The organism is Mesorhizobium sp. M0018 (assembly GCF_040323955.1).
In the GTDB taxonomy this organism is placed as follows: domain Bacteria; phylum Pseudomonadota; class Alphaproteobacteria; order Rhizobiales; family Rhizobiaceae; genus Mesorhizobium.
On sequence record NZ_JAMYVL010000002.1, the window covers coordinates 110,087 to 129,795 of the forward strand.

The 19,709-nt window shown below is 62.7% G+C and carries 19 protein-coding genes, 1 other RNA gene and 1 pseudogene; 13 read left to right on the forward strand and 8 right to left on the reverse strand.

What is annotated here, in order from left to right:
- Position 1: 1 nt before the first annotated feature.
- Complete coding sequence (locus NKJ81_RS02770) at positions 2-4,123, forward strand: AsmA family protein (RefSeq protein ID WP_352539554.1); 4,122 nt, start codon at positions 2-4, stop codon at positions 4,121-4,123.
- An 11-nt stretch (positions 4,124-4,134) separates the two neighbouring features.
- On the opposite strand, the pseudogene NKJ81_RS02775 reads toward NKJ81_RS02770, so the two are convergent.
- Positions 4,135-4,440, reverse strand: a pseudogene (locus tag NKJ81_RS02775) (MarR family winged helix-turn-helix transcriptional regulator); the annotation flags it as partial.
- Between the two features lie 86 nt (positions 4,441-4,526).
- Here NKJ81_RS02775 and NKJ81_RS02780 point away from each other — a divergent pair.
- Positions 4,527-4,769, forward strand: coding sequence for a hypothetical protein (locus NKJ81_RS02780; RefSeq protein WP_502904267.1), 243 nt, complete (start codon positions 4,527-4,529; stop codon positions 4,767-4,769).
- 44 nt (positions 4,770-4,813) lie between these two features.
- Here the strand turns inward: NKJ81_RS02780 and NKJ81_RS02785 are convergent, their stop codons facing one another.
- The 4 genes from NKJ81_RS02785 to NKJ81_RS02800 all read right to left on the reverse strand — a co-directional run bounded on the left by NKJ81_RS02785 (position 4,814) and on the right by NKJ81_RS02800 (position 6,638).
- Positions 4,814-5,035, reverse strand: coding sequence for a ribbon-helix-helix domain-containing protein (locus NKJ81_RS02785; RefSeq protein ID WP_352539555.1), 222 nt, complete (start codon positions 5,033-5,035; stop codon positions 4,814-4,816).
- A gap of 20 nt (positions 5,036-5,055) precedes the next feature.
- Positions 5,056-5,259 carry a DUF4169 family protein gene (locus NKJ81_RS02790; protein ID WP_023676708.1) on the reverse strand — a complete coding sequence of 68 codons (204 nt, stop codon included), beginning with the start codon at positions 5,257-5,259 and terminating at the stop codon, positions 5,056-5,058.
- A gap of 18 nt (positions 5,260-5,277) precedes the next feature.
- Positions 5,278-5,814 (reverse strand): SspB family protein, encoded by a 537-nt coding sequence (locus NKJ81_RS02795; RefSeq protein WP_352539556.1) that lies wholly within the window; start codon positions 5,812-5,814, stop codon positions 5,278-5,280.
- A 134-nt stretch (positions 5,815-5,948) separates the two neighbouring features.
- The gene (locus tag NKJ81_RS02800; protein ID WP_352456524.1) at positions 5,949-6,638 is read right to left on the reverse strand and encodes a TetR/AcrR family transcriptional regulator; all 690 of its coding nucleotides are present in this window, start codon (positions 6,636-6,638) and stop codon (positions 5,949-5,951) included.
- Between the two features lie 168 nt (positions 6,639-6,806).
- Here NKJ81_RS02800 and NKJ81_RS02805 point away from each other — a divergent pair, with 168 nt between their 5' ends.
- Positions 6,807-8,012, forward strand: a complete 1,206-nt coding sequence (locus NKJ81_RS02805) for a multidrug effflux MFS transporter (RefSeq protein WP_023676705.1) — start codon at positions 6,807-6,809, stop codon at positions 8,010-8,012.
- A 101-nt stretch (positions 8,013-8,113) separates the two neighbouring features.
- Positions 8,114-9,049 carry a LysR family transcriptional regulator gene (locus tag NKJ81_RS02810; protein WP_352501028.1) on the forward strand — a complete coding sequence of 312 codons (936 nt, stop codon included), beginning with the start codon at positions 8,114-8,116 and terminating at the stop codon, positions 9,047-9,049.
- On the opposite strand, the gene NKJ81_RS02815 is transcribed toward NKJ81_RS02810, so the two are convergent.
- Entirely contained in the window at positions 9,003-9,743 is a 741-nt protein-coding gene (locus NKJ81_RS02815) for an SDR family oxidoreductase (RefSeq protein WP_352539557.1), read from the reverse strand. The genes NKJ81_RS02810 and NKJ81_RS02815 overlap by 47 nt on opposite strands.
- 405 nt (positions 9,744-10,148) lie before the next feature.
- On the opposite strand from NKJ81_RS02815, the gene NKJ81_RS02820 reads away from it, so the two are divergent.
- Positions 10,149-11,945, forward strand: coding sequence for an acetolactate synthase 3 large subunit (locus NKJ81_RS02820; RefSeq protein WP_352539558.1), 1,797 nt, complete (start codon positions 10,149-10,151; stop codon positions 11,943-11,945).
- Positions 11,946-12,043: 98 nt separating this feature from the next.
- Here the strand turns inward: NKJ81_RS02820 and ssrA are convergent.
- Positions 12,044-12,399, reverse strand: a transfer-messenger RNA (tmRNA) gene (gene ssrA, locus NKJ81_RS02825).
- Positions 12,400-12,560: 161 nt separating this feature from the next.
- Here ssrA and NKJ81_RS02830 point away from each other — a divergent pair.
- The 6 genes from NKJ81_RS02830 (at position 12,561) to NKJ81_RS02855 (ending at position 17,110) form a co-directional block, all read left to right on the forward strand.
- Positions 12,561-12,872, forward strand: coding sequence for a DUF2853 family protein (locus tag NKJ81_RS02830; RefSeq protein WP_023676702.1), 312 nt, complete (start codon positions 12,561-12,563; stop codon positions 12,870-12,872).
- A gap of 113 nt (positions 12,873-12,985) precedes the next feature.
- Positions 12,986-13,780: a thymidylate synthase gene (locus NKJ81_RS02835; protein ID WP_352539559.1), complete on the forward strand. Its 795-nt coding sequence runs from the start codon at positions 12,986-12,988 to the stop codon at positions 13,778-13,780.
- Positions 13,781-14,066: 286 nt separating this feature from the next.
- Complete coding sequence (gene modA / locus NKJ81_RS02840; protein WP_352539560.1) at positions 14,067-14,858, forward strand: molybdate ABC transporter substrate-binding protein; 792 nt, start codon at positions 14,067-14,069, stop codon at positions 14,856-14,858.
- A gap of 15 nt (positions 14,859-14,873) precedes the next feature.
- A complete protein-coding gene (gene modB, locus NKJ81_RS02845) occupies positions 14,874-15,578 on the forward strand; it encodes a molybdate ABC transporter permease subunit (RefSeq protein WP_352539561.1) in 705 nt (234 codons plus the stop codon).
- Entirely contained in the window at positions 15,575-16,687 is a 1,113-nt protein-coding gene (gene modC / locus NKJ81_RS02850) for a molybdenum ABC transporter ATP-binding protein (RefSeq protein WP_352539562.1), read from the forward strand. The genes modB and modC overlap by 4 nt, the downstream gene beginning before the upstream one ends.
- Positions 16,688-16,768: 81 nt before the next feature.
- Positions 16,769-17,110, forward strand: coding sequence for a winged helix-turn-helix domain-containing protein (locus NKJ81_RS02855; protein WP_023676697.1), 342 nt, complete (start codon positions 16,769-16,771; stop codon positions 17,108-17,110).
- 33 nt (positions 17,111-17,143) lie between these two features.
- Here NKJ81_RS02855 and cobF read toward each other — a convergent pair whose 3' ends face one another.
- Positions 17,144-17,917, reverse strand: a complete 774-nt coding sequence (gene cobF / locus NKJ81_RS02860) for a precorrin-6A synthase (deacetylating) (protein WP_352539563.1) — start codon at positions 17,915-17,917, stop codon at positions 17,144-17,146.
- 141 nt (positions 17,918-18,058) lie between these two features.
- Between cobF and NKJ81_RS02865 the strand changes: the two genes are divergently transcribed.
- Entirely contained in the window at positions 18,059-19,069 is a 1,011-nt protein-coding gene (locus NKJ81_RS02865; RefSeq protein WP_352539564.1) for a DUF4424 domain-containing protein, read from the forward strand.
- A complete protein-coding gene (locus NKJ81_RS02870; protein WP_352471618.1) occupies positions 19,069-19,587 on the forward strand; it encodes a dihydrofolate reductase in 519 nt (172 codons plus the stop codon). The genes NKJ81_RS02865 and NKJ81_RS02870 overlap by 1 nt, the downstream gene beginning before the upstream one ends.
- Positions 19,588-19,709: the final 122 nt, after the last annotated feature.

Consider the following 19,709-nt stretch of genomic DNA (forward strand, 5'->3'; position numbering starts at 1 on the left):
CATGCTCGCACGCCTGTTCGTGATCTTCGGTGGGCTTCTTGTGCTGGTGCTGTGTGCGGCGCTGGTGGTGCCGTACTTTGTCGACTGGACAGGTTACCGTGCCGATTTCGAGCGCGAGGCCAGTGCCGTCCTGGGCCGCAAGGTGACCGTGCGAGGCGATGCGACGGCAAGGCTGTTGCCGTTCCCCTCGGTGACCTTTTCCAACGTCGCCGTTGCCGGTGGCCCTAACGGCCAGCCGGCGATGACCGTCGAAACCTTTTCGATGGATGCAGAACTCGCGCCATTCCTGCGCGGCGAGGTGCTGATCTTCGACATGCGCCTAGTGCGGCCGAAGGCGACGATTGACATCGCCGCCGACGGCACGGTCGACTGGACGATACGGCCGTCCTCGCCCTTCGATCCCGGCCAGATCTCCATCGAGAAGCTGACGGTGACGGAAGGACAGATCGCGCTCAGCCACGCCGCCGGCGGGCGCAGCCATCTTATTTCCGAGATCAACTCGACGATCTCGGCCAAGTCGCTGGCCGGCCCCTGGCGGCTGGACGGCTCGCTGTTGCTGGACGGGTTGCGGACCACGATCGCCGCTTCCACCGGCAAGGCCGAACCGGACGGGCAAATGCGGCTCAGGCTCAAGGCCGATCCGGACGCCTATCCGCTGGTCATCGAGACCGACGGCAATGTGGGCCTCGTCGAGGGCGCCGCCGTCTATTCGGGCCAGTTCAAGATATCGGGCGCAGACCAGACTGCGGCGCGGCAGCTGGGCACCGGCGGCGAGGCGCTGAAAGTCAGCGCCGGCAAACCGGACCCGGGCTTCAGGCTGAACGGCAAGTTTTCGCTCGACCACCAGAAGCTCGGCGTCGACGAATTCCGCTTCGAGACCGGGCCACGGGACAATCCCTACACCGCCGACGGCAAGGCTGCGGTCGATCTTGGGCTGAAGCCGCATTTCTCGATCGAGGCCAATGGCGCGCAGGTGCAGTTCGACGAGGCCGTGGGGGCGGCGGCCGGTGCCGGATTGACGCTGTCCGAGCGGGTGGCGGCGCTGGAGCAGGCGCTGCTCGATCTGCCGAGGCCGACCATACCGGGCACGGTCGAGGTGAAACTGCCGGCGGTGGTGGCAGGCGATACCACCGTTCGCGACGTGCACCTGTCCGCCGAGCCAGCCGAGGGCGGCTGGGCGGTAAAATCGCTGGCCGCCACGCTGCCCGGCCGCGCCAAGCTGGAAGCCAACGGCATGGTCAGCGTCGAGGACCATTTCGGTTTCACCGGATCGCTGCTTCTGGCGGTGGCGCAGCCCTCCGGCTTCGCCGCATGGCTGTCGAAGGACGTCGACGAGGCGATCCGCCGCTTGCCGGCCGCCGGCTTCAAGGCCAAGGTGGATTTGAGCGAGAAGCACCAGGCCTTCAGCGATCTCGAACTCATCCTCGGCAAGGCGAAGTTCTCCGGCCGCATCGATTCCAGCCAGCCCGACGACACAAGGCCATCGGTGCTGATGCAACTGGAAGGTGGCGAACTCGATGTCGACGGGCTCGCCGCCTTCGCCTCGATCTTCGTCAGCGACAAGGGCGCCAACCGTTTTTCCGACCGCGACCTCGATTTCCAGATCAAGGCCGGGCCGGTCAGCGCCGGCGGGTTGACCGCCGATAGCGTCGACACCGCGCTTAGATTGCGCGATGGGCTGCTTGAGATCGATCGCCTGTCGGTCGGCGGACTTGCCGGCGCCTCGATCAGCGCTACCGGTCGAATCAAGGATTTCCCGGCGAGCCCGACCGGCAAGCTCGACGCCTCGGTGGTCGCCGTCGACCTCAAGCCGCTGATCGACGTCGCCGTCCAGCATTATCCCGACAATGCAGTGCTGAAGGGCCTGGCGGAGCGTGCTGCTGCCTATCCCGAGCTGTTCCAGGATGCGCGTATCGATGCGGTCACGAGTGCCGCAGACAATGGCGACGGTACGACTGGACTGGCAATGAGCGCACAGGGCAAGGCCGGTGGCTCGGCCTTTTCGGCGTCGTTATCCGGCAAAGGGGCGCTCGACCGGCCTCTCGAAGCGCCGGTGACGCTGACCTTCAACGCAAGGAATGCCGACGCCACGGCGCTGCTGGCGCTTTACGGTTTGCCGGCGCTGCCACTCGGCATGCTCGGCGAGGCGACCACCGAGGTCTCGGCCAAAGGCACGCTTGGCGGTGGCCTGGCGACACGATTCAGCCTGGCCGGCAACGACTTCAAAGCTGGTTTCGACGGGACAATTGCCGACACGGCTCAAGGCGCGGCCGCCAAGGGCAAGGTCAGCCTTGAAACGGCCGACATCGAGCCATGGCTGATGACGACCGGCGTTGGCCTGCCCGGCATGGGCACCGGCATGTCGACGTCGCTTGCAGCCGATGCCGATTACGGCAATGGTCTCCTGGTGCTGAGCGGCCTCAGCGGCGCCGTCAACGAAGCGGCGGTCTCCGGTGACGTAAATATCGACATCAAAGAGGGGCTGCCGCATCTTGCCGGCGCGCTGTCGCTGGACGAGCTGGACCTCGATCCGATGGCGGTGATGCTGTTCGGTGACCAGGCCTTCCTTGTCAATGACAGGACCTGGCCGACAGCACCGTTCAGCCAGAAATCCAGTCTGCCATTTACCGCCGATCTCGATCTGACGGCGGCGTCGCTTGCCGCCGGCCCGCTTGCCACCGCCTATGACGCTGCGCTGTCGCTGCAGCTCGACCAGGAGGGCATCCGCGTTTCCGACCTCAAGGCAAAGTTCCTCGGCGGCGCGTTGAGTGGCCTGTTCGAGCTCAAGAACAATGACGGCACCGGGCTTTTCTCCAGTCAGATGAAACTCGCCGGCGCCGATCTGGTAGCCGTGCTGCCGGAGGCCGGCATCAGCGGAAGCGGCGAGTTCTCGACGGCGCTTTCGACCAGCGGCAAATCGGTCGACGCGATGGTTGCGGCGCTGTCCGGTTCCGGCACGGCGACGCTGAAGGGCATGACTATTGCCGGCTTCAATCCCGATGCCTTTGGCGCATTCATTGCCAAGGCCGACGCGATAGGGCGCGATATCGACGCGTCGAACACCGCCGGCTTTGTGCCGCAGATCGCCGCGGCGGGCAGTTTTCCGGCGCAGGACACCGATATTGCCTTCACCATCGCCGGCGGCACGCTGAGGGCGCCGCCGGTCAAATTCGAAAGCCCGGGCGCGACGCTGTCCGCCGACATCACCGCCGATCTGAACACCAGCACCGTCGATGCCAAGGGCGAGATCGCCTACCGGCCCGGCGATGAGGCGCTGGTCGGCTCCGAACCGATTTTGAATTTCAGCGTCGACGGGCCGTTTGGCGCCACCAAACGGCAGTTCGACAGCGAGCCGCTGGCACAGTTCCTGACCCAGCGTGCGCTGGAAAAGGAGCAGCAGCGGGTCGAAGCCATGCAAGCCGCACTGCTCGAGAAACAAAGGCTGCGGCGTGAGGTGCGCTACTACGCTGCGCTGCAAACCGAGCGTGAAAGAGCGGCGGAGGAACTGCGCAGGCAACAGGAAGCAGCGCGGCTGAAGGCCGAGGCCGACGCCAAGGCAAAGGCCGAAGCCGAGGCTCAGGCCCAGGCCGAAGCCGAGGCGAGGGCGCAGGCTGAAGCCAAGGCGAAGGCTGAAGCGGACGCCAAGGCACAGGCGGATGCGGAGGCGAGGGCGCAGGCTGAGGCCAAAGCGAAAGCTGAAGCGGACGCCAAGGCAAAGGCCGAAGCTGAGGCGCAGGCCCAAGCCGAAGCGGAGGCCAGGGCGCAGGCTGAAGCCAAGGCAAAGGCGGATGCAGCGGCGAAAGCCGAAGCCGAGGCCAGGGCGAAAGCCGAGGCGGCTGCAAAGGCCGCAGCGGATGCCGAAGCCAAAGCCAAGGCGGCGCAACAGGCTGCCGAGGAAGCCGCGCAGGCCGAAGAACAGCAACGCCAGAGGGCGGAAGAGGCGTTGCGGATCGCCTCGGAAGAGAAGGCAAGGCTCGACGCCGAACGCAAGGCCGCGGCGGAGCGCGCGGAACGGGAGCCACCGGCCGCAAACAACGTGCCACCGCCAGTGCAGCCCCCGCCAAAGCTCAAGCTCGATCCCTCGTCGATCGACGATCTGCTGAAATCGCTGAATGGCGGGTGACGGCGCATCCCTTATGTGTCGCCTCCAGCAAGCAAGCGCTTCAGCATCGGCTCGATCCGCCCGAGTTCGTCGAGATGAGCGGCTGACAGATCGGCGAGACTGTCGTCGGCGCGCTCGGTCAGCCGCAGCAGCACGCGGCGGTGGTCCTCCTCGTCGTGGTCCCTCGCGACCAGCCCGGCTTCGCAAAGACGGTTGACCAATTCCACTGCGCTGTGATGGCGGATGCGCAGGCGCTCCGCGAGGTCGCCAATGGTCACTGGCCCTCCGCCGGGGAACCCTTTGATTGCAAGCAGGGCCTGATGCTGGCGTGGTGTCACCAACATCGCTCGTGCCCGCCATCTTCGGTGGCACGGCCGGCGACCCATCCGCAAGTCGGCACGCCGCCAGAAAGCAAGGTCTGCAAATGAAGTCCGATCACGCCAACCCCAGCCATCTGCGCGATTTTACCACCGATGCCCGGGTGCTGCTCATTGCCGGCATAGCGGTGGTGGTTGCGACGGCGGGGTTGTTTGCCGGCATTGCCCTCTTGAAGCTGATCCGGCTTGCCACGAACATCGCCTATTTTGGCCAGTTCACGCTCGCCGACCTGAAACTGCAGGATACGCCGCTTGGCAGGCCGAAGAACGCGACCGCTCGGCTTTGCTGAGCTTCCGTATCCGGCGCAGGAAACAGGATAGCGTTGCCTGAAGGCTACAACTTGCTGCGCTTGGCCCAATCCAGCACATAGAGCCGGAGCGCCGAGGAGAGATTGGCATCCCGCGGACGGCTCTCGTCGATTTCGGCGACAAGGGCGGCGAGCGTCAGTTTTCGCACGGCCGCGATGGCGACCAGGTCGTCGTAAAAAGGCTTTTCGAGCGAATAGCTGGTGCGGTGGCCGCGAATGGTGACCGAGCGCTTTTCCACCGGGCTCACGAGACGATCCTACTCACACTTCAAGCATCGGATTTGTCCGAATCGCCCGAATTTTCGCGGCGATGGCCGGCGACGAATTTATCGGCCTTGTCGGCGATCAGGCGGTCGCGATCCCGGCTGGGTTTGGAACGGCCATGCAGCGCCCGGTTCTGTTCGGCCAGGCGCTCCTTCTCGGCTCGCGCCTTCTGCTTGCGTGCCTGACGGAGATTGACGATCTCGGCCATGTCACGCCGCCCGTCGGGTCACTTCTTGCGGAAGGCGTCAAGCGACACCACGTCGGCGCCCTTGGCGACGGCGTCGGCCGCGGCAGGCTTCTTTTCCGCCTCGGCGGTTTTCTTCTTCGACTCGGGCTTTTTCTCGGCGACGATGGCCAGCGGTTCGGGAGCAGGCTTGGCCTTTGTCTCCTGTTCCGCCGGGGTATCGGTCTTGACGTCGAATTCGAGCTCGAAGTTGACGGACGGGTCGTAAAAGCCGCGTACGGCCGAGAACGGGATTTCCAGTTTCTCCGGCACGTCGGAAAACGACAGCCCGACCTCAAAGCCGGTGTCGCTCACCTTCAGGTCCCAATACTGGAACTGGATGACGATGGTCATCTGTTCGGGATAGCGCTCGCGCAGCCGCGACGACACGCGCACGCCCGGCGCGCCGGTGAGAAAGGTGATGAAGAAATGATGGTTGCCCGGGAGACCGGTGCGCGCGACTTCGGCCAGGACCTTGCGCATGACGCCGCGCAACGCCTCCTGGGCCAGAATGTCGTAGCGGATGTGGTCGTCGGCCATGTGGCTGTCGGGTTCCGTTGAATCGTCCTGATAGCTGTAATCAAGCTTGAGCGCGGCGTAAACCGGATATAGATCGCCGGCGTGCGGAAGCGAAGCCCATTGGCGACGATTTGATCGCCAAACGGCTTTGATCGTCAAGCGCTGGCGAGCGCGCCCTGTTTGCTCGCCCGGGCCATAGGCTGCCGCTTGCCGAAGGCGCGCAGGAAGGTGCGCACGCCATTTGTCGCCGATTGCACCACCTCGTCCTCGGTCGGCGTGCCGCCGAGCATGAACGTCGTCTGCAACTCGGCATTGGCAAGCGCCATGAACTGGCGCGCTGCGACATCGGGATCGTCGATGTCAAGGAAGCCCGCATGAGCGAGGCGGGCGAAGCGGGCGGCGATCGCCGGCCATGTCCTGCCCGGTCCCTCTTCGCGCCATTCGGCGAACAACTCGGGATAGCGCCCGCCCTCGGTCTGGATCAGCTTGCGCAGGAATTTGCCGTCGCGGTTGCAGATGCAGTTGTGGTTCATCCGCACAGCAAAGGCGATGAGGTCGGCCTCGAGATCCTTCGGCTGATCGGGAAAAGTGGAGATCGTGGCAAAGATGCCGGCATTGCAACGTTCGGTGAGGTCGCGGACGATGGCAACGAAGAGTTTTTCCTTGTCGCCGTGATGATTGTAGATGGTCTGGCGGGAGACGCCGGCCTCGGCGGCAATCATGTCGATATTGGCACCGGCAAAGCTTTCGCGGCAGAAGACCGAGGCGGCGGCATCGACAATCGACATGCGCTTGGCCTCGTGGCCTCGCGGCGGGAAAATGTCAGGAGAGACGTTGGCCTTCATGCAAAACTATATAGAGGTGGTTGACGAATTAGACAAGCCTGTCTAAATTTGTGGACTCGCACGAAGGGGGTTTCGTTCCGCAGAAGAGTCGGAACTCCACGGGATGGAACGTCCTAGGGTTACACGCCGGTCCTCGGCGGCAACCAGAATTCGAAAGAGCCTGCTATCATGAACGCCAAATTCCTCCGCATTGCGGTCGTGCTCGGCCTATTGTCCGCGATCGGCCCGTTTGCCATCGACATGTATCTTCCGGCCCTGCCTTCAATCGGAGAGGATCTGCATGCCGGCACTGCTGCGGTGCAGATGAGCCTGCTGATCTTCTTTCTTTCCATGGGCTTCGGCCAGATCGTCGTCGGACCGATCTCCGACATGGTCGGCCGCAAGCTGCCACTCTACGGCGGCCTGGCGCTGTTCATGGTCGGCGGCGTCGGCTCGGCGCTGGCTCCCTCGATCGAATGGCTGATCGCCTTCCGCTTCCTGCAAGGGCTCGGCGCCAGCGCCGGCATGGCCGTGCCGCGCGCGATCGTGCGCGATCTGCATACCGGCACCGAGGCCGCCAAGCTGATGTCGCTGCTGATGCTTGTGTTTTCGGTGTCGCCGATCCTGGCACCGCTGACCGGTAGCCAGATCATCGAGAATTTCGGCTGGCGCGCCGTGTTCTGGACGGTGACGGGCGCGGCCGTGCTCGCCACCATCCTGCTGGCGACCTCGCTCAAGGAGACACGGCCGGTCGAGGAGCGCGCCGGGTCGTCCTTCGGGACGGCACTTTCCGGCTACCGCTTCCTGATGGGCGACCGCAACTTCCTTGGCCTGACGGCCATCGCCGGCTTCGGCATTGCGAGCTTCTTCGTCTATCTGTCGAGCTCGTCCTTCATCCTGATCGACCATTATGGCCTGTCGCCTTCGGTTTACAGCGTGTTCTTCTCGATCAATGCGGTTGCCTTCATCGGCATGTCGCAGCTGACCGGGTTGCTATCGGAGCGGTTCGGGCTGCAGCGCGTGGTGCGCGTCGCGGTGACCGGCTATGCGACGACGATGGTGGTGCTGTTCGCGGTGATGGCATCGGGTGTCGACCGGCTCGACGTGATGGCGGCGCTGCTGTTCATCGGCTACGGCTTTCTCGGCCTGGTCATCCCGACGACGTCGGTGCTGGCCATGGAAGAGCATGGCGAGATCGCCGGTACCGCGTCGGCGCTGATGGGCACGCTGCACTTCGCCATCGGCGCGGTCGCCATGGGCGTCGCCGGCGTGTTTTTCGACGGCACGCCGCTGCCGATGGTGGCGGGCATCACGCTCTGCGCGGCGATCTCCTTCACACTGGCCAAAATAACGCTCGGCCGCAGCCGGGACGTCGCGGAAGCGCCGGCGGAGTAAACTTCGCTTATCGAGACAAAAAGGCCGGGCGATGTTCCCGGCCTTTTCACGTTTGCGGTCCCGGTTCAAAGCAGCCTATGCCTATATGACGGGTTCAGGACATGCAGCTTCGACATCTCAAAACCTTCGTGGCGGTCGCCACCACCTTGAACATCACACGCGCCTCCGAGCGGGTTCATCTTGCCCAATCGAGCGTGACCGAACAGATCCAGGCGCTGGAAAGCGATCTAGGCACGTCGCTGTTCGACAGATCACGGCGTGGCTTGAAGCTGACGGCGGCGGGACAACGCCTGCTGGACTATGCAAACGATCTCCTCGACCTCGCGGACGAAGCCCGTTCCGCAGTCGCCGACGCGAGCGGCACGGTTGCCGGTCGCCTGACTGTCGGCGGCCTGGAGACGCTTTGCTCGACACGCTTGCCAGCTGTGCTGGCGGAATTCCATCGGCGCCATCCCGATGTGGAACTGAACCTCAGGGCGGACGATAGCAGTGGGTTGCGTGCCGGCGTGACAAGCGGGGCGCTGGACGTATCTTTCCATTTCGGAGCCGTCCCGGCGGCGCCGCCGGAGCTGCGAAGCGAGCAAGTGGCATTAGAAGAGCTCGTCACCATAATGCCGGCAAATCACCGGTTGGCCGGATATTCTGCCATAACGCCCGACGATCTGGCCGACGAGGCCTTCCTCGTCACCCAGCCCGGTTGCGTCTATAGGCGGATGTTCGACGAAACGTTTGCCGCAACATTGCCTGACCGTCCAAAACTCGTCGGCGAGTTCGCCAGCATGGGCGCGATACGGAGCCTTGTTGAAGGCGGTCTTGGATGCGCGCTGGTCCCGCGTCTCGTGGCTTCCGCGGCTGACGCCAATATCGTCGTGCTGCCCTGGGTCGGAAGCAGCCCGGTGACGCCGGTCACCATGGTATGGCGCCACCGCCGCATTCAAGCGCCGGTGCTGCGGCTGTTCCTTGCAATGGTCCGCGAAATTTTGGCCATCGCTAGACCAGTCGCTGGCCACCATCGACATGAAGCACGGTTCCGGTGATGAAGCCGTTGTGCATGAGGGACGTGATGGCTTGGGCAATGTCGGCTGCCTGGCCGATCCGGCCGACGAGCAGACGCTTTGCCATGGCGTCCAGCGCGGCTGTCTTTCCGCTGCCGACGACGGCATCCCAAATCGGCGTGTCGACCCAGCCGGGCGAAACGACGTTGACGCGGATCGGCGCCAGTTCGACGGCAAGCGCGTAGGCGAGTGAGCCAAGTGCCCCATTAACGGCTGCCACCACCGAGCCTTTCGCCGCCGGACGATAGGCGGCGATGCCCGAGGTCAGCGTGATCGATCCCCCGGGCGTCAGACGAGGCGCGCCATGCTTGGCAAGAAGAAGCGGTCCGACGACTTTGGAATCCATCACTTTCCGCGCCACCGAGATATCCATCTCGGGAAGCAACACATAGACGCCGGTAACGTCGGCGGCGGTCGAGACGATGTGGTCGAGCGTGCCGACATCCCGGAACAGGCGCTGGACCTCGTCCTCGCTTGTGATGTCGGCGGCGATCGTCCTCAGCCTTTCCGGGTGAGGCAAGCGCTGCCGTGCGGCCGACAACCGGTCCTCGGAGCGGCCGACGATCGTAACCTCGGCGCCGGCGGCAAGCTGCTGTTCGGCCAGCGACAGCCCCATGCCGGAACTGCCGCCAACGATCAGGATGCGTTCGTGTTTTGGTGTGGTTTCCTGGTTCATCTTATCTCTCCATGAGGCAGCTCGCCGGGCATGACCACACGCGGCGAGAAACTGAGGCCTTGTCCCGCAAAGGCGTAGAAGAAGGGAAACGGGAAGAAACGAATGCTGCCATCGGAGGTTCCGATGATGGGAGGCCCTTGGGCTTTCGCCTCAGCCTGAGACGCCTCAGCCTGAGACGTTGACGATGCGCGATTTTCTGTGTAGCAGCGATCATCATGAAGATCGCAATCGTTCTTGCAGTGGTAGGAAAGCGCACGGGCAGGATGGTGTAACCATCCGGCGACAGCCACCCGTGCGCCACAAACAGGCTCCCGACGGGGCCTTTTTTTATGCCCGAAATTCTTCTTACGCCCGATTTCGGCGACGCCCCGTCAACCCATCCTCATCACGCTACGGGACAGAACCATGACAAGCGATAATTCCATTCAGCATACGAGCAACCGCATGACAGGAGCGGAGATCGTTCTCCGCGCACTCAAAGACAATGGTGTGGAGCATATTTTCGGCTATCCCGGCGCGGCCATATTGCCGATCTACGACGAGATATTCCAGCAGGACGACATCAAACATATCCTCGTGCGCCACGAACAGGGCGCCGGCCATGCCGCGGAGGGTTATGCCCGGTCCACGGGCAAGGTCGGCGTGATGCTGGTCACATCAGGCCCAGGCACGACGAATGCCGTGACGCCCCTGCAGGACGCTCTGATGGATTCAGTGCCGATCGTCTGTCTGTCCGGACAAGTGCCGACAACATTGATCGGCTCCGATGCCTTTCAGGAATGTGACACGATTGGTATCACGCGATCCTGCACCAAGCACAACTCTTTGGTCAAAGACGTCAATGACGTGGCGTCAGCAATCCATACGGCGTTCCACATCGCCCGGTCGGGGCGACCGGGGCCTGTTCTCGTCGACATGCCAAAGGACGTTCTGTTTGCGTCCGGCGTGTACACCCCGCCATCGGGTGTTGCTGCGCTGAAAAATTATCGACCGAAGCTGCAGGGTGATATCGGCAAGATCGGCCAGGCGATAGCACTGATGGCCAATGCCAGCCGTCCCGTTATTTATGCCGGCGGCGGCATCGTCAATTCCGGCCCGGAAGCATCGAGATTGCTGCGGGAGCTGGTTCAACTGACCGACTTTCCGATCACCTCGACGCTGATGGGCCTTGGAGCTTACCCCGCCTCCGGCAAGAACTGGCTCAAAATGGTCGGTCTGCATGGTTCCTATGAGGCGAACATGGCGATGCACGATTGCGACGTCATGATCTGTGTCGGCGCGCGCTTCGATGACCGCGTGACCTCGCGTGTGGACGCTTTTTCGCCGAACTCCAGCAAGATCCATATCGATATAGATCCGTCCTCGATCAACAAGAACGTCCACGTCGATATCGGCATACAAGGCGATGTCGGCAATGTTCTCGATGACATGGTTCGTCTATGGCGCGCATTGCCTCAGAAACCGGAGGGAGGCCGCCTCCAGGACTGGTGGAGAAGGATCGTCGGCTGGCGCGCACGCAATTCATTCTCCTACGAGATGAACAAGGATGTGATCATGCCGCAATATGCGGTGCAGCGTCTCTACGCGCTGACGAAGGATCGCGACACATACATCACCACTGAAGTGGGCCAGCATCAGATGTGGGCGGCCCAATTCTACGGCTTGGAAAAGCCGAACCGCTGGATGAGTTCGGGCGGCCTCGGGACGATGGGCTACGGCCTGCCGGCGGCGCTGGGCGTGCAGATCGCACATCCGGACAGCCTCGTCATCGATATCGCCGGCGACGCATCGGTTCAGATGACCATGAAAGAGATGTCGACGGCAGTCCAGTACGACGCGCCGATCAAGGTCTTCATCCTGAACAACGGATATATGGGCATGGTTCACCAGTGGCAGCAAATTCTCCACGGCAACCGCCTCGCGCATTCCTATTCCGAGGCTTTGCCCGATTTTGTCAAATTGGCCGAGGCGTTCGGAGCGGTCGGCCTGCGCTGCGACAAACCAGCCGACCTTGATGATGCGATCCAGGAAATGATCGATGTGGACCGGCCGGTGCTCCTTGACTGTCGTGTTGCCAAGCTCGCCAATTGTTTTCCGATGATCAGGACGGGCAGGGCGCACAATGAGATGCTTCTGTCACATGAGGCTGCCGACGAGACCTTTGGCAGCGCGATCGAAACGATCAGCCAGGGACTGGTATGAACGCAGCGGCGCCAGGGCGTATCAGGGCGTAAAAAGCCCAGGCCCGCAGCTGCACATATCGGGCGAGCCTGCGGCTGCGCATATCAAAAAGGGGGAGAAATGGAGGTTTCTGTTGCCAGGTACCTCCGAACCCCGCCTAGAAGTGCGAACCACTAGGGCTTGAATTGAAGCTATCGCACCGCTTACGCGGCGAGACGTGCTTCCGCATAGTTGTCGTTGGCAACTATAAGTTTAGCCCGATAACGGTGGTACAATGCCGGGCAAAAGTACGATCTTTACACCTTCGTCGATCCTATTTCGCCCCCAGCAAAAGCCGCTCCTGAGCAGCGGTTTTTGGTGGAGGCGCCGGGTACCGCCCCCGGGTCCGAACGGCTTATTTCATCGCCTGTTTATCGCCATAGTCGGTCGAGCCGACGAAGCGAATATAGGGACTGGCGGTGGAAAATGAAAGGCCGGAATGCCACTTTCGTCCGTGCCAAAGTGGATCATGAAGGGTTGACTTGCAGCCGGTCTCAACCGAAGCTTTGTGGCGGTGAGGAGACCTAGCGCATACTTGCGGCAGCGCGCCACAATCCTCATCGACCGGATCCCGTGGCGCCGACGAGGGGAAATTCGATGGCCGATTATCTCGCAGACGTAAAGAAGTATGATGCGGCGGCGGATGCCGACGCGGTCGCCAAGATCGTCAAGCATCTGGGCATCGCGCTCAGGAACCGCGATTCCTCGCTAGTGTCCTGCACCGACCCGGAGGAACTGAAGCGCGTCAGGAACAGCTGGGTCGCCGGCAAGCTCGGCGTCACCGACGGTGCCAAGGCGGATGCGGCTATCGAAAAGACCTGCAAGGCTATGGCGGCCGACAACAGCAAGAGCCGGGTGACATTCTATTACCTCGTCGCCAAGGATCTGGGCATGCTCGGCTCGCTCTGAGCAACCTCGCCGCCGGTGCTGGTGAGACTTCTGCTGGAATCGTCTCGCTTTGCTGTGTTCGGCCGATGGTCATTCGGCTATGATGGCTGACAATCCGAATCGGACCGGAGCCGATGCGCCAGTATCTCGACCTTCTGAAGCATGTGCTGGAAAACGGCGCCGATCGCGGCGACCGCACGGGCACCGGAACGCGCTCGGTATTCGGCTACCAGATGCGCTTCGACCTGGCCCGCGGCTTTCCGGTCACCACCACCAAGAAGCTGCACCTGAAGTCGATCATCCACGAACTTTTGTGGTTCCTGGCCGGCGACACCAACATCAAATATCTCAACGATCACGGCGTCTCGATCTGGGATGAGTGGGCCGACGAGAACGGCGATCTCGGCCCGGTCTATGGCAAACAATGGCGGTCGTGGCCGGACGGCCATGACGGCGCCATCGACCAGATTGCGAATCTTCTGAAGGAGATACGCCAAAATCCTAATTCGCGGCGGCTGATCGTTTCGGCGTGGAACCCGGCCGAGGTGGAGGCCATGGCCTTGCCGCCCTGCCACTGCCTGTTCCAGTTCTATGTTTCGGAAGGCAAGCTTTCCTGCCAGCTCTACCAGCGTTCGGGCGATATCTTTCTCGGTGTGCCGTTCAACATCGCTTCCTATGCGTTGCTGACGCTGATGGTGGCGCAGGTGACCGGATTGAAACCCGGCGATTTCATCCACACGCTCGGCGACGCGCATCTTTACTCGAACCATTTCGAGCAGGCGCGCGAACAATTGCGGCGCACGCCCAAGGCGTTGCCGACGCTGTGGATCAATCCCGAGGTGAAGGATCTCTTTGCCTTCCGCTTCGAGGATTTCCGGCTCGAGAACTATTTCGCCGACGCGACGATCAAGGCACCGATCGCAGTCTAGCACCATAGCCGACCGTGCATATCGACATTGCCTACTGCGGCTGCGCCCTCGGGCGTTGTCAGCATCCATCTCGATCGGCCGACGTCGACTTGACGCGCAATCCCTGGTCGCTGATTTTCATATGAATATTTCCTTCGGCCTCGGTGCCGCTGTATCCAACGAAGATTATCGCAGGCCGGGAAAACCTCAGCTCAGAATGCCGTAGGCGGTAAAGAGCCTTTCCTTGTTATGTTCACATGGATATATCGATGGACGGCTTCGGGCGTTCCGAGACGAGGAGAGTTTCATGCTGGCGCGCAAAGGTTCGACGACGATTGCCATCGCGGGTCTCGCCGCCATCCTGATGGCCGCGGTGCCGGCGGCCCATGCCGATGACAAGGTGGTCGTGTTTGCCGCGGCGAGCCTGAAGGATGGGCTCGATGCCGTCAACAAGGCCTGCGAGGCCGATGTCGGCGAGCCGGCGACCATTTCCTACGCGGCGAGCTCGGCGCTGGCCAGGCAGATTGAAAGCGGCGCGCCAGCAGACCTGTTCATCTCGGCCGATCTCGACTGGATGAAATATCTTGCTGACAGGAAGCTGACCAAGCCCGAAACCGAAGTGAAACTGCTCGGTAACCAGATCGTTCTGGTTGCGCCACGGGATTCCAAGGTTGAAACCAGGATCGAAAAGGGTTTCGATCTTGCCAAGCTCGTCGGTGACGGCAAACTTGCCATGGGCGATGTCAAAGCTGTGCCGGCAGGCAAATACGGCAAGGCAGCCCTCGAATCGCTCGGTGCCTGGTCTTCGGTCGAAGGCAAGGTGGCGCAGGCCGAGAATGTCCGCGCCGCCCTAAAGCTGGTGTCGACCGGCGAGGCAGCACTCGGCATCGTCTACGCCACGGATGCGCATGCGGAGCCTGGCGTGAAGGTGGTCGGCACTTTCCCCGCGGGTACCCATCCGCCGATCATCTATCCAGTCGCCCAGCTTGCGGATTCGAAGAGCAGGGATACGCCGGCATTCCTGAAATGCCTGCAATCCGCCAAGGCTGGCGAACTCTTCAAGGCGCAAGGTTTTACAATCCTCGCGCCGAGCAACTGACGTACGGCACCGCACATGAACTGGCTGCTGGATCTCGCTCCCGACGAATGGAATGCGGTCCGGCTGTCGATCAAGGTGGCGACCGTGGCGATGATTGCCAGCCTGCCGCCGGGCATCCTGATCGCTCTTGTGCTTGCCCGCGGCCAGTTCTGGGGCAAGACGCTGCTCAATGGTCTGGTGCATCTGCCGCTGATCGTGCCGCCGGTGGTGACCGGCTATTTGCTGCTGTTGACTTTCGGCAAGCGTGGTCCGGCCGGCGCTTTCCTGGCCGAACATTTCGGGATCGTTTTTTCCTTCCGCTGGACTGGCGCCGCGCTCGCCTGCGGCGTGATGGGCTTTCCGCTGATGGTGCGGGCCATCCGGCTGTCGATCGAGGCCGTCGACCGCAAAATCGAGGCGGCCGCCGGCACGCTCGGCGCCAATCCGCTATGGGTATTCGGCACGATCACGCTGCCGCTGATCCTGCCCGGGCTGATCGCCGGTGCGATCCTCTCCTTCGCCAAGGCGATGGGCGAATTCGGCGCGACGATCACCTTTGTCTCCAACATTCCGAACGAGACGCAGACGCTACCGTCGGCGATCTACACTTTCACGCAGGTTCCCGGCGGCGACGCCGGCGCGCTCAGGCTGACGCTGATCTCGATCGTCATCTCGATGGCGGCACTTGTTGCCTCGGAAGTGCTGGCGCGGCGTGTCGGCCGGCGGATGGACATCGAATGACGGTTCAGGTCGACATCAGCCACCGGCTTGGCGATTTCATCGTCAATGCCCGTTTCGAAAGCGCCGGGCGGCTGACTGCGCTGTTCGGGCCTTCCGGCTCCGGAAAGACGACGCTGATCAATTTGATTGCCGGGCTGATCCGCCCCGACAAAGGTCGCGTCGCGGCCGAGGGCCGCGTGCTGGTCGATAGCGATGCCGGCCTGTTCGTGCCGAAGCACAAACGGCGGATCGGCATGGTGTTCCAGGATGCGCGGCTGTTTCCGCATATGAGCGTGGCGAGCAATCTGCGCTATGGCCGCTGGTTCACGCCGGCTGCCGAGCGTTACGCCGATATCAATGGTGTGGTCGAACTGCTCGGGATCGGCCATTTGCTCGATCGGCGGCCGGCAAAACTCTCCGGTGGCGAGAAGCAGCGCGTGGCAATCGGCAGGGCGCTGCTTGCCAGTCCGAAATTGCTGCTGATGGACGAGCCGCTGGCGTCGCTCGATGAGCGGCGCAAGGCCGAGATCTTGCCTTACATCGAGCGGCTGCGCGACGAGACGAAAATTCCGATCGTCTATGTCAGCCACTCGATCGCCGAAGTGGCGCGGCTGGCGAGCGACGTCGTGGTGCTGATGCAAGGAAAGGTCGCCGCTTCCGGTCCGACCGGTGCGATCATGCAGCGTCTGGATCTATTGCCGGCCGAAGAGCGCGGCGAGGGCGGTGGCGTGCTGGATACCGCGGTTCTGCGCCACGACGAAGCCTTTGGCATGACGGTGCTAGGCTCATTGGCGGGCGAGATCCGGGTGCCGCTTCTGGCAACGCCAGTCGGTGCGCCGGTGCGCGTCCGCATCCGTGCCCGCGACGTGATGATCGCCACCGAGCAGCCGGTTGGCCTCAGCGCGCTCAACATATTGCCGGGCACGATCGTGGCGATAGAGCCGGGCGAAGGGCCCACGGTCGAGATCGGCATCGACTGCAATGGCGCAACCGTGCTTGCCCGCATCACCGAACAGTCGCGGCAGACACTGGAGCTTCGGCTTGGTCGACAGGTCTTCGCCGTGGTCAAGACGGTGAGCTTCGACCGGGCGAATACCGGCGCCGGCCTGCCCGCCGAGGCGGATGAGTGAACGGCCGATGATTCGCTATATCGTTTTGGAATAGCGGTATCGGCGCGGAACTTGTAGAATAGCGTGACCGCGGAGGAGCAAATGCCGTCGCTGAGTTTGCGGATAAATCTCGATCCAGATGGCCGCATCGGACCGGGCAAGATCGAGCTTCTGGAACAGATCGCCGCCTTCGGCTCGATTTCAGCCGCGGCACGCGGCATGGAGATGTCCTACAAGCACGCCTGGGATCTGGTCGAAGACATGAACCGCGTGTTCGGCAAACCGCTGGTTGCGGCGCAGACAGGCGGCAAGAAAGGCGGTGGCGCCCAGTTGACGTCGGTCGGGCTTGCTGTGGTCAGCCGCTTCCGCGCGATCGAGCGGGCTGCGTCTTCAGCAGCGGCGGCGCATATGGAGGCGCTGCAGGCCGAGATCGACGCAGCGTGACGCCGGCGGAATTCATGCCGCGTGTGATCCCTGTTACTTCTTAGGCTCGCCCGGCTTGCGCAGCAGATAGGTGTCCATGATCCAGCCTTTTTTCCGGCGGGCCTGCTCACGGGTGGTCACGATCTTGTCGCCGACGTCGCCAATCCGGCCCGAGATGACGATCTCGTCAGGCGTCCCGAGATAGGCGCCCCAGTGAACGGTGACGTCGTTGTCGTCCAGCGTGTTGAAGGCGCATTTGCCGTCCAGCATGACGATGGTGCTGCCGGCGTTTTCGGGCAGACCTTCCTCGGCGAGCCGGCGGCCGGTGGTGATCAAAATGGCGTCGCCGATCCGGTTCAATGCCATTTTGTGGCTGGCTGCGAGTGCCTGGATGGCGGTGATGCCAGGGACGACCTCCAGCTCGAACGCTACATTGCCTCTGAGGCGCACGCGCTCAAGGATGCGCAGCGCACTGTCGTAGAGCGACGGATCGCCCCAGATCAGGAAGGCGCCGCAGCCATCTTCAGGGAGTTCGTCGCGGATCAGGCCTTCGTAGATCGCGGCGATCGCCTCGTGCCAGTCGTCGACGGTCGAGCGGTAGGAAGGCGCCGGCTCGGCGCGCACCGGCACGTCGAATTCGACACGGCGCGAGTTCGGATTAATGACGAAGCGGTCGCAGATCTGGCGGCGCAATTCGGCGAGATCGTTCTTCTTGGCGCCCTTGTCAGGAATGAACAGCACGTCGGCCCGATTGAGACCGTTAATGGCCTGGACCGTCATGTGTTCCGGATTGCCGGCGCCGATGCCGATGACGAGAAGCTTGCGCATGGGCGAACTCCTGCCCGATCGGGACCGGCGTGTCTAGACCGACACGACATGCCGGCAGGCGCCGGCGCATTTGCCGAAAGGCTTTGAAACGCCACATTGAACAGCTAGAGTCATGTTGGCATTCTCGCCGGGGGAGTTTCCATGTTCCGTTACGTCCTGACCGCAGCCTTGGCGCTCTCGGCTACGCCTGCGCTCGCCAATGATTCGGTCGCCGAACTCGGCACCGGTGGGCTGATCCTTTCGCGCAGCGATGCGGTGGCGATGGAAAGCGAGGATCTCTACATCTCGCCGGAAAAAGTGATGGTCGATTACGTCTTCCGCAACAATACCGACAAGGATGTCGATGCGATCGTCGCCTTTCCGATGCCCGACATCGAAGGCGACCCCGAAGAAATACCAGCGATTCCGGAGGCGCAGAGCGACAATTTCCTCGGCTTCGAAGTGACGATCGACGGGGTGCCGGCAAAGCCGCAGCTAGAGCAGAAGGTGTTCGCGCTCGGCATCGACATCGGCGCTGACCTGAAGGCGCAGGGCGTGCCGTTCTATCCGTTCGGCGATGCGGCCAAGGCAGCGCTGGCAAAGCTGCCGCAAGCGGTCGCCGACGACTGGGTCAACCGCGGCATCATCATCGAGGACACTGCTGACGACGGTTCGGGCATGAAGACCGTCTATACGCCGTTCTGGCAATTGCGCTCGACCTATTGGTGGCGCTCGACGTTTCCGGCCAACAAGGCGGTCCATGTCTCGCATCGCTACAAGCCGAGCGTCGGCGGCACCTCCTCGGTCAGCTTCTTCTATGACGGCCAGTTCCAGGGTCAGTATGCCGCCTACAAGACACGCTACTGCATGGACGATGCCTTCGAGAATGCCGTGCGCAAGGCAGCCAAGGACGATCCCGACGGCTACCCCAAATATTTCGAGAACCGCATCGCCTATATCCTGACCACGGGCGGCAACTGGGCGTCGGGAAACATCGGCAGTTTCAAGCTGACCGTCGACAAGGGCGATGCGAAGAACCTGGTCTCGTTTTGCGGCGAAAACGTCAGGAAGATCGGACCGACGACGTTCGAGATGAAGGCGCAGAACTTCTACCCCGAGCATGACATCGACATATTGCTGCTGGAGCCGTCGGATGGCGGAAACGGCGGCTGATGGACCTCGCGCTTTATGTCGCCATCGCCGAGAACGGCGTGATCGGGCGCGAGGGTGGGTTGCCGTGGCGGCTGTCCACCGATCTCAAGCGGTTCAAAGCCGATACGATGGGCAAGCCCATCATCATGGGCCGCAAGACCTATGAAGGCATCGGCCGCCCATTGCCGGGCAGGCTCAACATCGTGGTGACACGAGACAAGGCATGGCGCGCCGAGGGCGTCGAAGTCGCGCACTCGATCGAGGACGCAATCGCGCTGGCGACGGTGCGCGGGCGCTGCATGGCCGGCGCCGACGAGATCTGCGTCATCGGCGGAGGCGAAATCTACGCTCAGGCGCTGCCGTTGGCCGATCGGCTGCACGTGACCCATGTTCTGGCCGCGGTCGACGGCGATGCCCATTTCCCGCCGATCGATCCGGCGCTGTGGCGGATCGTCCGCTCGCAGGAGGTGGAGGCTGGCGAAAAGGACAGCCATGCGACACGCTATTCGGTTTACGAGCGGCGCCGCGACGTGCATTGAAGGCGACAAAGGGGTCGCGACAGGTCTAGATGGACCCAAAGGCGGACAGTGGCGGCAGCCGATCGCGTTGAAAGCGTGCCGTCGCATCCCTATAGAAGAATAATATTGGATTTTGCGCCGGT

Coding starts and splice junctions, on each gene's coding strand:
- NKJ81_RS02770 (WP_352539554.1), top strand. CDS start 2: ATGCTCGCACGCCTGTTCGTGATCTTCGGTGGGCTTCTTGTGCTGGTG.
- NKJ81_RS02780 (WP_502904267.1), top strand. CDS start 4,527: ATGAAGTCCGATCACGCCAACCCCAGCCATCTGCGCGATTTTACCACC.
- NKJ81_RS02790 (WP_023676708.1), bottom strand. CDS start 5,259: ATGGCCGAGATCGTCAATCTCCGTCAGGCACGCAAGCAGAAGGCGCGA.
- NKJ81_RS02795 (WP_352539556.1), bottom strand. CDS start 5,814: ATGGCCGACGACCACATCCGCTACGACATTCTGGCCCAGGAGGCGTTG.
- NKJ81_RS02800 (WP_352456524.1), bottom strand. CDS start 6,638: ATGAAGGCCAACGTCTCTCCTGACATTTTCCCGCCGCGAGGCCACGAG.
- NKJ81_RS02805 (WP_023676705.1), top strand. CDS start 6,807: ATGAACGCCAAATTCCTCCGCATTGCGGTCGTGCTCGGCCTATTGTCC.
- NKJ81_RS02810 (WP_352501028.1), top strand. CDS start 8,114: ATGCAGCTTCGACATCTCAAAACCTTCGTGGCGGTCGCCACCACCTTG.
- NKJ81_RS02815 (WP_352539557.1), bottom strand. CDS start 9,743: ATGAACCAGGAAACCACACCAAAACACGAACGCATCCTGATCGTTGGC.
- NKJ81_RS02820 (WP_352539558.1), top strand. CDS start 10,149: ATGACAAGCGATAATTCCATTCAGCATACGAGCAACCGCATGACAGGA.
- NKJ81_RS02830 (WP_023676702.1), top strand. CDS start 12,561: ATGGCCGATTATCTCGCAGACGTAAAGAAGTATGATGCGGCGGCGGAT.
- NKJ81_RS02835 (WP_352539559.1), top strand. CDS start 12,986: ATGCGCCAGTATCTCGACCTTCTGAAGCATGTGCTGGAAAACGGCGCC.
- modA (WP_352539560.1), top strand. CDS start 14,067: ATGCTGGCGCGCAAAGGTTCGACGACGATTGCCATCGCGGGTCTCGCC.
- modB (WP_352539561.1), top strand. CDS start 14,874: ATGAACTGGCTGCTGGATCTCGCTCCCGACGAATGGAATGCGGTCCGG.
- modC (WP_352539562.1), top strand. CDS start 15,575: ATGACGGTTCAGGTCGACATCAGCCACCGGCTTGGCGATTTCATCGTC.
- NKJ81_RS02855 (WP_023676697.1), top strand. CDS start 16,769: ATGCCGTCGCTGAGTTTGCGGATAAATCTCGATCCAGATGGCCGCATC.
- cobF (WP_352539563.1), bottom strand. CDS start 17,917: ATGCGCAAGCTTCTCGTCATCGGCATCGGCGCCGGCAATCCGGAACAC.
- NKJ81_RS02865 (WP_352539564.1), top strand. CDS start 18,059: ATGTTCCGTTACGTCCTGACCGCAGCCTTGGCGCTCTCGGCTACGCCT.
- NKJ81_RS02870 (WP_352471618.1), top strand. CDS start 19,069: ATGGACCTCGCGCTTTATGTCGCCATCGCCGAGAACGGCGTGATCGGG.